This is a genomic window from Microbacterium sp. Soil_C_42 (genome assembly GCF_057656735.1).
Map to the genome: position 1 here is coordinate 72,825 of NZ_JBDGJU010000009.1, position 12,636 is coordinate 85,460.

Sequence of the window (12,636 nt, forward strand, 5' to 3'; positions counted from 1 at the left end):
TCACAGTACGGGGCGGGGACGTAGGCTCGTCGGGTGAGTGAAACCGGCGACATCCTCGATCTCGACATCACGGGCGTCGCCCACGGCGGCGTCTTCGTCGCCCGGCACGACGGCCGCGTCGTGTTCGTGCCCGACACGATCCCGGGTGAGCGCGTCCGCGTGCGGCTCACCGACACCGGGAAGAAGTCGTTCTGGCGCGGCGAGACGCTCGAGGTGCTCGAGGCGTCGCCGCACCGGCAGCTGCACGTCTGGCGCCAAGCCGACGTCGACATCCCACCGGAGCAGCGGCCCGGCGGCGCCGATTTCGGCCACATGGCGCTCGAGCACCAGCGCGCGCTCAAGCTCGAGGTGCTCCTCGACGCGCTGCAGCGGTTCGGCGGCATCACCGACCCGGTCGCCACGATGAGCGGCGTCGCGCCGGCTCCCGCCCTCGACGGCGCCGAAGCCGACGGCGAGTCGGTCGACGGCACCGGGTGGAGAACCCGGGTGAGCCTGCACGTGGACGCGGACGGCAACGTCGGCCAGTACGCCGCGCGCAGCCACCGTGTGGTCCCGCTCGAAGACCTGCCCCTCGCCACGCCGGCCGTCGAGCGCGCTGCGCTCGCGCTCGCCGCCAGCGAGCCCGGTCGTGTCGATCTCGTCCAGCCGGCGGACGGTCGCGTCCGCATGCTTCCACGGCCGGTGCGGACATCGGATGCTGCGGCCCGCCGCGGACGCGGCGCTCGGGCGGCGACCCCCAGGCACCGCAAGGCGCCCGCTCCCGAGGTCGTCCTCGAGAGCGTCGGCGGCCGCGACTTCCGCGTCGATGCCGGCGGTTTCTGGCAGGTCCACCGTCTGGCGGCGCACACCCTCACCACCACCGTCGCCGCAGCGCTCGGCGCGCTGCCCGGCGATGCCGTCGTCGACCCCGACGCCTGGCACCTGGACCTCTACGGCGGCGTCGGCCTCTTCGCCGCGACGCTCGGCGATCTGGGCGGATCCTCGACCCGCATGACGAGCGTCGAGTCCGACGCGCGCGCGACCGAGCATGCGGGGGAGAACCTCGCCGAGTGGGTCGGGGCTCGCGCCGAGACCGGGCGCGTCGACCGGTGGCTCGCGCGGCTCGCGGCCGAGGCATCCGTCCCCGAACGCGAGCGGCTGTCGCGTGGGGTCGTCCTGCTCGACCCGCCCCGCTCGGGAGCCGGCCGCGAGGTCGTCGATCACCTGACCTCGCTCGCGCCCGCGACCGTCGTCTACGTCGCGTGCGACCCCGTCGCGCTCGCCCGCGACATCGCGACCTTCCGTGCCGGCGGGTACGAGCTCGCAAGTGTCGATGGCCTGGACCTTTTTCCGAATTCGCATCACGTCGAAGCCGTGGCGGTTCTCACCCGCGCGTGACACTCGTCGCTAGGCTGGCGGAATGACGCGGGTGGCCTTCATCGACGATCACGAGTCGGTCCGGCTCGGCCTCGAGGCGGCGTGCGCCCGCGCCGAGACGATGACCGTCGCGTTCTCGGGCAGCACCGTCACGGAGTACGTCGATTGGCGTGCGTTCTCGCGTCAGGCGCCCGCAGACGTGGTGGTGCTCGATCTGACGCTCGGCGACGGCACCACCGTCACCGAGAACGTGCGACGACTCGTGCTCGACGGCTCGAGCGTCATCATCCACAGTGTCGCCGACCGGCCCGCGGCCGTGCGGGAGGCGCTCTCCGCCGGTGCCGCCGGCGTCGTCAGCAAGTCCTCGCCCATCGGCGACGTGATCGCGGCGGTGCGCACGGTCGCGCGCGGCGAGCCGCTCAACAACGTCGAGTGGGCCAGTGCCGTCGAGGGTGACCGTGCCTTCGCCGATGCGCAGCTCTCGGCGCGCGAGCGCGACGTGCTCCGTCTGTACGCCGCCGGGCTGCCGCTCAAGGTGGTGGCCGACCGCCTCGGGGTCGCGTACTCGACGGCGAAGGAGAACATCACGCGCATCCGCGTCAAGTACGTCGAGGTCGGCAGGCCTGCACCGACGAAGATCGATCTGCTGCATCGCGCCGTCGAGGACGGGATCCTGGTCGAGCCCTCGGCGGACCCGGGAGACGTCGCGCGTGGCCGCTGACGCACAGACCGGCGTGCTCGACACGGCGTGGGGGCAGATCCCGCACTCGCCGCAGACGACCGCCGGCATCGGGTCGTTCACCCGCTCCCGCGTCGAGCGCATCATCTCGCTCGTCGCCGGCGGCTTCGGCTCGCTGATCCTCGGACTCCAGTCGTTCCTGAGCGCTCTAGGACCCGCTCCCGAACGCCCGGGGTGGCACGTGCCGCTCATGGTCGTGGTGTTCGGCGCGCTCGGCGTGATGGTGCTCGCGTGCGTCGTCGGCCGGGGTGTGCGCCCCGCGGCGGGGGTCTTCGCGATCGTCTACGTCCTCGTGCTGCTCGCGTGGCCGATCGCCACGGCGGGCGTCGAACCGCCGACACCGGACGAGCCGTGGATCTGGTACCTGCTCAACCTCGCGACACTGGCGGCAGTGCTCGCGTTCCCCTTCCCGCTGCAGATCGCCTTCACGATCGCCCTGCCCCTGCTGTTCGGTGTCGTCCGGATGATCCAGGTCGGTCTCGAGCCCGTCTACTGGCCGGTCGTGATCCTCGACGTGAGCTTCGCGCTCATCCTGGGCGGCATCATCCTGACGTTGGGATGGCTGTTCCGATCGGTGGCCGTGAACGTCGACAAGACCCGGGCGCAGGCGGTCTCCTCGTACGCGAAGGCGGCCGCGGCCGACGCCGCCGAGCAGGAACGCGTCGCGGTGGCGGCGCTCATGCATGACAGCGTGCTGGCTGCGCTGATCGCCGCGGAGCGGGCGACGACGCCCCGGGAGCGCACGCTTGCGGCGACGATGGCGCGCGAAGCGCTCACCCGGCTGGCCAACACCGAGCAGGACGAGCACGAGGGGCCCGACGAGCCGTGGGCGCCGGCCGTGCTGTCCGAGGAGATCGCCGAGGCCGCCGACGAACTGGGCGTCAGCGTCGATGTGCAGCGGGAGATCGACCCGGACGCCCCCTCCATCCCCGGACGCGTGGCCCGCGCGATCGCGCTGGCCGCGACCCAGGCCATCGCCAACGCGGTCCAGCACGCCGGTGGCGCCGGGCTGGGCGTCGTGCTGCATGCCGCCTATGGGACGGTGCGTGTCGAGGTCCACGATGCGGGAGAGGGATTCGACCTGGATGCCGTGCCCGATGACCGCCTGGGCATCCGTGCGTCGATCGTCGCCCGAATGGCCGCGGTGGGCGGGCGGGCCGAACTGGAGTCAGGACCCCACGGCACCGTCGTGCGGCTCATCTGGCGGGAGCCGTCGGCATGATCAGCGTCAAGAACGTCCTCACGGTGCTCGGTGTGGCCTTCACCGCCTACTTCGCGGCGCGAGGTCTGCTGTGGACCGGGCGGCCGATCCCGCAGCCGCTCATCGTCGTCATCTCCGTCGGTATCTACCTCGCGGTGACCTGGCTGTGCATCTTCTGGCAGCCGTCATCGCAACGCTCGAGTCCGGGCGCTCGCGCGGCCCGCTCGGGCGACGGCGAGTCGCTCGAGAGCCTCGAAGCCCAGGCAGCGCCGCACCCCGCCGGAGAAGGCATCCGCGGCCCGCTGCCGTTGCCGGTGACAGCCCAGGTCCTCGCCCTCGCCTGCGCGGTGATCGTGCCGAACGCCATCCCCATCGCGGTCGGCGAGTCCGCCCGCACGGTCTCCTTCGCGACGTGGTACCTCGGGGGGATCGGCGCTCTCATGACCATCGTCATGGTGCGCCGTCGTCCCTGGACGGCGTGGGCGGGCATCATCCTCCTCACGATCGCGTCGTCCCTCTGGATGGGCCCGCTCAACGCGCTCGCCCTCGGGCTCGTCGGCTCCATCGTGTGGGTGACGTGCGCGCAGCTGCTGGTGTTCTCGATGGACCGTGCCGCGCGCGACACCTCGCGGCTCACGCGGCTCCAGCGCGCCGCGACGGGATGGCAGACCTCGCAGGTGGTCCGCCAGCGCGAGCGGCGCGTGCAGGTGCAGCGCGCGCTCGCCGTCGCCGGCCCCGTGCTCACACGTACCGTCGCTCATGCGGGCGTGCTCACCGAGGCCGATCGCCTCGAGGCGCGCATCGCCGAGGGTCGGCTGCGCGACGAGATGCGCGGCCCGCGCCTGCTCGACGACGAGGTGCGCGCGGAGCTCGAGCGGGCGCGGCGTCGCGGCGCCAACGTCACGGTGCTCGACGAGGGCGGGCTCGACGACGTCGATGACGAGACCCTGGGCATCATCCGCGCGCAGCTGGCCGAGACCCTGCGCTCGGCGAGCTCGGACCGCCTCTACATCCGCACGTCGCCCGACGAGCGCGTCGCGGTCACCGTGGTCGGCCGCTCGCCGTCGGTGGGCGGACCCAGCGACGAGGACTCCGTCGACCTGTGGCGCGAGATCCCGCACCCGGGCAGAGCCTGACCCTCACCTCTCGACAGAGAGGGATGCTGCCACCCGGCGCGTCCGCGGACGCCTGATCGGCGCCTCGTCCGTGGGCAGACTCGCTCCCCGCCGGAAAGGGGGAGGGGATTCCTGGCGGAGAGCGGGAGACGAAGGAGGCGAGGGGCGGCGAAGCCGCCCGCCCCTCGCCTGCGCGGAAGGTTACCCGAAAACCATCCGCATGGCCGGATCCGGGGCATCCGCTCAGCGGTGCCGGATCGACCGAACGCAGAAGCGTTCCAGCGAGTCAAGTATCTCGGGGTTGCAAGGGATGTGTCTGTAGGTATTTCGGGGGACAAGCCGGCCGAGCCATGGACCGGGTCCATAAACCTCCGCAGACGGCGTTCACCGCCAGACGCTCCCGAATCGCCCCCAGCCGAGGTCCCGATCGAGCGGCTGCCGCAGCGCACGCTGCGAGAGCTCCCAGCCGGTGCGGCTCGAGCGGTCGTCCGCGACGGCTTCGGCCGCTTCGCCGGTGTACGCCTCGCTTACGACGGCGATGAGCGCGGCGAGTTCCACCTCGGTGGGCGCGCCACGCAGGACCTCGATGGTCGGGCCCTGGGGCGCGGCATCCACGTCCTTGCCGCCGTCTGCCATGCTCACAGCGGGATGTTCCCGTGCTTCTTGGGCGGCAGGCTCGCGCGCTTGCCGCGGAGGGCGCGGAGGGCCTTGGCGATCGAGACGCGGGTCGCGGCCGGCTCGATGATGCCGTCGAGCTCGCCACGCTCGGCGGCGAGGAACGGCGAGGCCACGTTGTAGGTGTACTCGTTCGCGAGGCGCGTGCGGACGGCGGCGACGTCTTCGCCGTTCTCCTCCGCCTTCTTGATCTCGCCGCGATAGAGGATGTTGACGGCACCTTGGCCGCCCATGACGGCGATCTCGGCCGTGGGCCACGCGAGGTTCACGTCGGCGCCGAGCTGCTTCGAGCCCATCACGATGTAGGCGCCGCCGTAGGCCTTGCGCAGGATCACCGTCACCAGCGGCACGGTCGCCTCGGCGTAGGCGTAGAGGAGCTTGGCGCCGCGGCGGATGACGCCGGTCCACTCCTGGTCGGTGCCGGGGAGATAGCCGGGCACGTCGACGAGGGTCACGATCGGGATCGAGAACGCGTCGCAGAAGCGCACGAAGCGGCTCGCCTTCTCGCCGGCCTCGATGTTGAGGGTGCCGGCCATCTGCGAGGGCTGGTTGGCGATGATGCCCACCGAGCGGCCCTCGACGCGGCCGAAGCCGATGACGATGTTCGGCGCGAACAGCGGCTGCACCTCGAGGAAGTCCTCGGCGTCGACGATGCCGCGGATCACCTGGTGGATGTCGTACGGCTGGTTCGGCGAGTCGGGGATGACCGCGTTCAGCGCGCGGTCGGCATCCGTCGTCTCGAATTCGAAGCCCGTCTCGTAGACCGGCAGCTCCGCCATGTTGTTGTCGGGGAGGAATCCGAGCATCGACCGCACGTAGTCGATCGCGTCGTCCTCGTCCTCGGCGAGATAATGCGCGACGCCCGAGCGGGTGTTGTGCGTGTGCGCGCCGCCGAGCTCCTCCATGCCGACGTCCTCGCCGGTCACGGTCTTGATGACGTCGGGACCGGTGACGAACATCTGGCTGGTCTTGTCGACCATCACGACGAAGTCGGTGAGGGCGGGGGAGTAGACCGCGCCACCCGCGGCCGGGCCCATGATGATCGAGATCTGCGGGATGACGCCCGATGCGCGGGTGTTGAGGCGGAAGATCTCGCCGTACTTGCCGAGGGCGACCACGCCCTCCTGGATGCGGGCGCCGCCGGAGTCGAGGATGCCGACGATGGGGATGCCGCTGCGCAGCGCGAACTCCATGACCTTGATGATCTTCTCGCCGGCGACCTCGCCGAGCGACCCGCCGAAGGTCGAGAAGTCCTGCGAGTACACCGCGACGGTGCGGCCGTGGATCGTGCCGACGCCCGTGACGACCGAGTCGCCGTAGGGGCGCGAGCGGTCCATGCCGAAGGCGGTCGTGCGGTGGCGCACGTACTCGTCGAGCTCGACGAAGCTGCCGGTGTCGAGGAGCATCTCGATGCGCTCCCGCGCGGTGCCCTTGCCCTTCGCGTGCTGCTTCTCCTTCGCGACCTCCTCGGGATCGAGGACGGCCTCCTGGAAGCGTGCGCGGAGGTCGGCGATCTTGCCGGCGGTCGTCGACAGGTCGGGCTGATCTGGCGCTTGAGTCACGGATTCCACCCTATCGGCGGGCCGGGGCGATCTGTTGGAGGGTTCGCACAAGGGGTTGCGGCATCCGCTGTCCATCCCCGGAGCGAGGGGCGTAGCGTGAACGACATGACGTTCTCGTCCGAGGGATTCCCGCTCACCGCCGCCGTGAGTCCGCGCGTCCAGGTTGTCGAGACCACGGACTCGACCAATGCCGACGTCATCCGGCACGTCATCGACGCGCCGGATGAATGGCCGCACCTGTCGCTGCTGCTCACGAACGATCAGCGTGCCGGTCGCGGGCGCCTCGACCGCACGTGGGTCACCCCGCCCGGATCCGCGCTCGCGGTGTCGGCGGCCGTCGACGCCTCGGCCCTCCCGGTCGCGGCGCGCGGGTGGATCCCGCTCCTCGCGGGCGCGGCGATGACCCGCGCGATCGCCGCGCAGCTGGTCGGCTCGGTGCACAGCGCCACGCTCAAGTGGCCGAACGACGTGCTCCTCGACGGGTCGAAGATCTGCGGCATCCTCGCGGAGGTGGTGCCGGGGCATCCCGACGTCGTCGTGATCGGCTCCGGGGTGAACACCCGCATGGCCGCGGTCGACCTTCCCGTCGCGACCGCGACCTCCTTCGCCGCCGCAGCCGTGGAGTGTGACGACGATCGCCTGCTCGCCGATTACCTCAGCGCCCTCGACGAGCAGCTGAAGGCGCTCGGCGCGGCCGGCGGTGACGCCGCCGCATCGGGCGTGCTCGGGGAGGTCGAGTCGCTCTGCAGCACGCTCGGAAGCGACGTCGCGGTGTCGCTGCCGAACGGTGAGACGCTGTGGGGCCGTGCAGAGCGCATCGATCCGGACGGGCGCCTGGTGGTGGTGCAGGACGCCGAGTTCGAGAGCGTCGTCTCGGCCGGAGACGTGGTGCACGTGCGGAGCCGCCCCGAGTAGCCCGGTCGCTGAGCGAGCGTGCGAGTCGAAACGCCAGCACATGACGCAAAACGGCGGGTGCGCACCGGACTGTCAGCCCTGACCCGCACAATGGGGACATGACGCAGCCGACGAGCTACGGCGGCAGGCCGCTGACGCCCGCCCCCGGTGCTCCCACGCCGGAGTTGCTCGTCGCGCGCTTCCGCGCACACGCCCGGCGGCTCGCCTGGTCGGCGCTGGTCCTGATCGCCGTGGCCGGTGCCTGCGGCTACTTCTACGGCAACCTGCCCGCGCCTTTCGAGAACTGGATGCTGCTGGCCGGCGCTGCGCTCGTGCTTCTGCTGCTCGTCGTGCTGCCGTATCTGTCGTGGCTCGGCCACGTCTACACGGTCACCACGCGGCGCGTGATGGAGCGCCGCGGGGTCTTCGCGGTCAAGCGGCGTGAGCTGGCGCACGTCCGCGGTTACACCCTCAAGGTGCACCGCGGCCTGCTGCAGCGCATGTGGGGCGCCGGCACGATCACGCTGACGAACGGTGTCGACGAGCCGCTCCGGCTCGCGAACATCCCGAGCGCCGAGCTCGTGCACGAGGCGCTCGTCGACCAGGTCGAGGTGAACCAGATCCTCGCGCATCGCGATGCCCAGCCGCTTCCTCCCGGGCCGCAGCCCACCGTTCCCCCGAGGCCTCCTCTGCCGCAGGCCTGACGCGGCGCGTTCCTCGTCGCGCGGGTGCGGGATGATGGACGGAGGCTGATGAGAGGGAATGGCATGGCGCTGCGAGTCGGAGTCGTCGGGGGTGGGCAGCTGGCCCGCATGATGATCGCGCCGGCGGTCGAGCTCGGAGTCGAGATCCGGGTGCTCGCCGAAGACGAGGGGATGTCGGCATCGCTCGCCGCCACCGCCGTCGGCGACTACCGCGATGCCGCCACCGTGCTCGCCTTCGCCCGCGAGGTCGATGTCGTCACCTTCGACCACGAGCACGTGCCGCAGGACGTGCTGGCGACCCTCGTCGGCGAGGGGATCTCCGTGCACCCCGGCCCCGCTGCGCTGAAGTTCGCGCAGGACAAGCTCGTCATGCGCGCGCGCCTGCAGGAGCTCGGGATGCCGCAGCCCGACTGGGCGGCCGTCACGAACGCCGACGAGCTGCAGGCCTTCATCGATGACCACGGCGGCCGCGCCGTCGTCAAGACCCCGCGCGGCGGCTACGACGGCAAGGGCGTGCGGGTCGTGTCGGCCTGCACCGAGGCCGACGACTGGTTCGCGACGCTCGCCGAGGACGCCCACGGCGGTGCGCTCCTCGTCGAGGAGCTCGTCGACTTCACGCGCGAACTCGCGCAGCAGGTCGCACGTCGGCCCTCGGGTGCGGTCCGCGCCTACCCGGTCGTCGAGACCGTGCAGCGGGACGGCGTGTGCGCCGAGGTGATCGCGCCCGCCCCGCACTCCAGCGACCGCTTGCAGCAGGTCGCTGCCGCAATCGGCGTCTCGATCGCCGAGGGACTGGGCGTGACCGGGATGCTGGCGGTGGAGCTCTTCGAGACGACCGACGAGCGTCTCCTCGTGAACGAGCTCGCCATGCGCCCGCACAACAGCGGCCACTGGAGCCAGGACGGCGCCGTGACGAGCCAGTTCGAGCAGCACCTCCGCGCCGTGCTCGACCTGCCGCTCGGCGACACCGAGCCGCTCGCGGGGTGGGCCGTCATGGTCAACATCCTGGGCGGTCCCGCGGAGGAGTCCCTCGATGCGCGCTTCGCTGCGGCGATGGACCAGCACCCCCAGGCGAAGGTCCACACCTACGGCAAGGCGCCGCGCCCCGGCCGCAAGGTCGGGCACGTCAACGTCGTCGGCGACGAACTCGATGACGTGGCGTACCAGGCTCGGGCCGCAGCATCCTTCTTCCTGGACTGAGGCCCCCGGAAGCGCGCCGTTGCGGGGAGTTTCCAGCCAACGCCCCTAGCCTTGACGAGTGACTGCGCCCCTTCATTCCTCCGAGGCGCCGCTCGTCGGCGTCGTCATGGGCTCCGACTCCGACTGGCGGGTCATGAGCGACGCCTCTCAGGCGCTCACCGACTTCGGCATTCCGCACGAGGTCGAGGTCGTCTCGGCGCACCGCACGGTCGACAAGCTCGTGCGGTACGGGCGTGAGGCGCGGGCGCGGGGGCTGAGGGTCATCATCGCCGGCGCCGGAGGCGCTGCGCACCTCCCCGGCATGCTGGCATCCCTCACCGCCCTCCCGGTGGTCGGCGTGCCGGTGCAGCTCGCGACCCTCGACGGCATGGACTCGCTCCTGAGCATCGTGCAGATGCCGGCCGGCATCCCGGTCGCCACCGTCTCCATCAACGGCGCGAAGAACGCCGGGCTTCTCGCCGCCCGCATCCTCGGAGCCTCCGATCCCGAGGTGGCCGATCGCGTCGAGGCGTACGCCCGCGATCTCCAAGCGCAGGTCGAGCAGAAGAACCGGCGGCTCAAGGAGTCGCTGTGACCGTCATGAGCGCACCTCGCACCACTGCCCGCCCGGTTCGTCCGGGTGTGGTGGAGGAGCGCCCGATGAGGAATCCGGATGCCTCGTCCCGCGCCGTGATGACCCGCCGAGGGTGGTGGCTGGTCGGGCTGAACTTCCTCATTCCCGGTTCCGCGCAGGTGCTCGCGGGCAGCCGCAAGCTGGGCCGTTTCGGGATCGCCGCGACCCTGGTGATGTGGGTGCTGCTGGTCGTCGCGCTGCTGTTCGCGCTCCTCGCCCCGACCGCCGGGCTGAGCATCGTGACGAGCGCGTGGCTTCCCGACTGGCTCGGGCTGCTGCGCCCGCTGCCGCTGCTGATCGTGCAGGGGCTGCTGATCGCGTACGCCGTGCTGTGGGTCGTGCTGACGATCGACACGCTGCGCCTGGTGCGCCTGGTCAAGACGGGGGGCATCGCACGGTTCGCCATCGCGCTCGTGGCCGTCGGACTTCTCGTGGTCGCGAGCGGAACCGCGGTGTACGCGTCGAACGCGGTCGGCACCGTGCGCTCGACGATCAGCAACATCTTCGGAGCGAGCGGGCCGACCGTGCCCCCGTCAGACGGCTACTACAACATCCTGCTGCTCGGCGCCGACAGCGGCGAGGGCCGTGACTCGATGAGGTTCGACAGCATCTCGGTGGTCTCGGTGAACGCCGCGACCGGCGCGACCACGATCACCGGCATCCCTCGCGATATGCCCAACTTCCCGTTCGCCGAGGGCCCGATGCAGGACGAGTACCCCAACGGCTTCGAAGGGCACGGCGACCCCGCCTGCGGCTGGGGGAGCGGGATCAACCAGCTGACGAATGCCGTCGAGCAGTGTCGCGAAGACCGCGGGACGGGGCTGTACCCGGATGCTGAGGCCCAGGGTTCGACGCCGGCGATCGAGGCCACGAAGGACGCAGCGGCGGGAATCCTCGGCATCGAGATCCCTTACTACGTCTTCGTCGACATGCACGGGTTCGCGTCGCTCGTCGACGCTCTCGGCGGGGTCGACATCAACGTCGTCGAGCGGCTGCCCAAGGGAGGCCCACCCGAGGGCGTCGATCCGCGCGACGTCGACGCGTGGGCGATCGGCTGGATCGAGGCAGGCCAGCAGCACATGGACGGCGACACCGCGCAGTGGTACGCCCGTTCGCGCTACACGACCAGCGACTTCGATCGCATGCGGCGCCAGCGCGAGCTGCAGGAGGCGATCCTCGCCCAGTTCACGCCTCAGGTCGTGCTGACGCGCTTCCAGGACGTCGCGGCCGCCGGCGCCGACATCGTGGAGACGGACCTGCCGCAGTCGCTCATCCCTGCGCTCGTCGACCTCGCGGTCAAGGCGAAGGAGGAGCCGGTTCAGACGCTTGAGCTGACGCCTGCCGAAGGCATCGACGAGTTCGCGCCTGACTACGCGTACATCGCTGACCTCGTGCAGACTACGCTCCACCCGCCGACCCCGACTCCATCGGGGGAGTGATCGTGGTCGCAACACTCCGCGTCATGCTGGATCAGCTGGTTGCGTCCTCCGAGCCGGCGTTGGCGGAGGCGTCGCGCGAGCTTGCGCGGGCGCTGGTGCTGGCGGCGCCGTCGGGGTGCGAGGTGGAGGCGATCGCGCCAGCCGGTGGGGTGGATGGAGCTTTGGACGCGGTGCCGGGTCTGGCGGGCGTGCGTCGCACGGCATTGCCTCGGCGCGAGCTTGCGGCTGCACTGCAGTTGGGCGTCGGAACGGGCATCGGCGGTGGGATGATCCATTCGCCGACGCTGTTCGCGCCGCTCGTGCGCCACGATCGCGTGCACGACCACGATCAGACCGTCGTGACGGTGTGGGATCTGCGGCCGTGGGAGGCACCTTCGGAGCTCCCCCGGGCGGCGGTGACCTGGCACAAGGCGATGCTGAAGCGCGCGGTGAAGCACGCCGATGCCGTGGTCGTGCCGACCCACTCGCTCGCGGTGCGGCTCGTGGAGATCGTGCCGGGGTTGCGGGACCGGGTGCGGGTGATCGCCGGGGCTTCACCGCTCGGGTTCGCCGTTCCGACGGATGAGGTGGGTCGTCGCCGCGCGCTGGGGCTGCCCGAGGGCTACGTGCTGCTCGCGGGTGGTCCGCTGGCTTCGGAAGGGCTGGATGCCGGACTCGCGGCGGTGGCAGCATCCGGTGTCGATCTGCCGGTCGTGGTGATCGACGTCGAGGAGGGGCATGAGCCTGCGGTGGCGGACCTCCCCTCTGCCGCCGGGCTTCCGGAACGGGCCCTGCATGTGCGCGGGGCTCTGGATGCTGGCGATCGGGCGGCGGCATTCGGCGGGGCGGTCGCGTTCGTCGCGCCGTCACGGCGTGCGGCGTTCCCGTGGCGTGTTGTCGACGCGCTGACCCTCGGGGTGCCGGTGATCGCGGCTTCGTCAGCGGTGCACGACGAGGTCGTGTTCGACGGGGGAGAGCTGGTCTCGGGAACGGATGCCGCGAACCTGGCCGAAGCGCTCGGAGCGGCCCTGGCCTCTGGCCTGGGGTCGACCGCCGCGGCGGAGCGGCTGGCGGTGCTCGCGGGGGATCGTGGGCGCGCCTTCTCGTGGCGCGAGGCCGCCGACAAGGTGTGGATGCTGCACGCCGAGCTCTAGCGGAG

Annotated in this window: 12 protein-coding genes; 10 read left to right on the forward strand and 2 right to left on the reverse strand. The window is 71.3% G+C overall.

What is annotated here, in order from left to right:
• Positions 1–33: 33 nt before the first annotated feature.
• From AC3A46_RS08065 to AC3A46_RS08080, 4 genes are read left to right on the forward strand one after another with little or no spacing between them, the layout of a single operon-like run.
• Positions 34–1,377, forward strand: coding sequence for a class I SAM-dependent RNA methyltransferase (locus AC3A46_RS08065; RefSeq protein ID WP_487664684.1), 1,344 nt, complete (start codon positions 34–36; stop codon positions 1,375–1,377).
• A gap of 22 nt (positions 1,378–1,399) precedes the next feature.
• On the forward strand, positions 1,400–2,077 hold the full coding sequence (locus AC3A46_RS08070; RefSeq protein WP_487664685.1) for a response regulator transcription factor: 678 nt from the start codon (positions 1,400–1,402) through the stop codon (positions 2,075–2,077).
• Positions 2,067–3,317 carry a sensor histidine kinase gene (locus AC3A46_RS08075; RefSeq protein ID WP_487664686.1) on the forward strand — a complete coding sequence of 417 codons (1,251 nt, stop codon included), beginning with the start codon at positions 2,067–2,069 and terminating at the stop codon, positions 3,315–3,317. Before AC3A46_RS08070 ends, AC3A46_RS08075 begins: the two co-directional genes overlap by 11 nt.
• Positions 3,314–4,432 (forward strand): hypothetical protein, encoded by a 1,119-nt coding sequence (locus AC3A46_RS08080; protein WP_487664687.1) that lies wholly within the window; start codon positions 3,314–3,316, stop codon positions 4,430–4,432. Before AC3A46_RS08075 ends, AC3A46_RS08080 begins: the two co-directional genes overlap by 4 nt.
• 363 nt (positions 4,433–4,795) lie before the next feature.
• Here AC3A46_RS08080 and AC3A46_RS08085 read toward each other — a convergent pair whose 3' ends face one another.
• The gene (locus AC3A46_RS08085; protein WP_487664733.1) at positions 4,796–5,047 is read right to left on the reverse strand and encodes an acyl-CoA carboxylase subunit epsilon; all 252 of its coding nucleotides are present in this window, start codon (positions 5,045–5,047) and stop codon (positions 4,796–4,798) included.
• A gap of 2 nt (positions 5,048–5,049) precedes the next feature.
• The gene (locus AC3A46_RS08090; protein ID WP_056370581.1) at positions 5,050–6,657 is read right to left on the reverse strand and encodes an acyl-CoA carboxylase subunit beta; all 1,608 of its coding nucleotides are present in this window, start codon (positions 6,655–6,657) and stop codon (positions 5,050–5,052) included.
• 96 nt (positions 6,658–6,753) lie between these two features.
• Here AC3A46_RS08090 and AC3A46_RS08095 point away from each other — a divergent pair, with 96 nt between their 5' ends.
• From AC3A46_RS08095 to AC3A46_RS08120, 6 genes are all read left to right on the forward strand, one after another.
• The gene (locus tag AC3A46_RS08095; protein ID WP_487664688.1) at positions 6,754–7,563 is read left to right on the forward strand and encodes a biotin--[acetyl-CoA-carboxylase] ligase; all 810 of its coding nucleotides are present in this window, start codon (positions 6,754–6,756) and stop codon (positions 7,561–7,563) included.
• Positions 7,564–7,661: 98 nt separating this feature from the next.
• On the forward strand, positions 7,662–8,246 hold the full coding sequence (locus AC3A46_RS08100) for a PH domain-containing protein (protein ID WP_487664689.1): 585 nt from the start codon (positions 7,662–7,664) through the stop codon (positions 8,244–8,246).
• 63 nt (positions 8,247–8,309) lie between these two features.
• Positions 8,310–9,446, forward strand: coding sequence for a 5-(carboxyamino)imidazole ribonucleotide synthase (locus AC3A46_RS08105; RefSeq protein WP_487664690.1), 1,137 nt, complete (start codon positions 8,310–8,312; stop codon positions 9,444–9,446).
• Between the two features lie 106 nt (positions 9,447–9,552).
• Positions 9,553–10,020 carry a 5-(carboxyamino)imidazole ribonucleotide mutase gene (gene purE / locus AC3A46_RS08110; protein ID WP_116196781.1) on the forward strand — a complete coding sequence of 156 codons (468 nt, stop codon included), beginning with the start codon at positions 9,553–9,555 and terminating at the stop codon, positions 10,018–10,020.
• Complete coding sequence (locus AC3A46_RS08115) at positions 10,017–11,498, forward strand: LCP family protein (RefSeq protein ID WP_487664691.1); 1,482 nt, start codon at positions 10,017–10,019, stop codon at positions 11,496–11,498. Before purE ends, AC3A46_RS08115 begins: the two co-directional genes overlap by 4 nt.
• A 2-nt stretch (positions 11,499–11,500) precedes the next feature.
• Positions 11,501–12,631: a glycosyltransferase gene (locus AC3A46_RS08120; protein ID WP_487664692.1), complete on the forward strand. Its 1,131-nt coding sequence runs from the start codon at positions 11,501–11,503 to the stop codon at positions 12,629–12,631.
• Positions 12,632–12,636 lie beyond the last annotated feature (5 nt).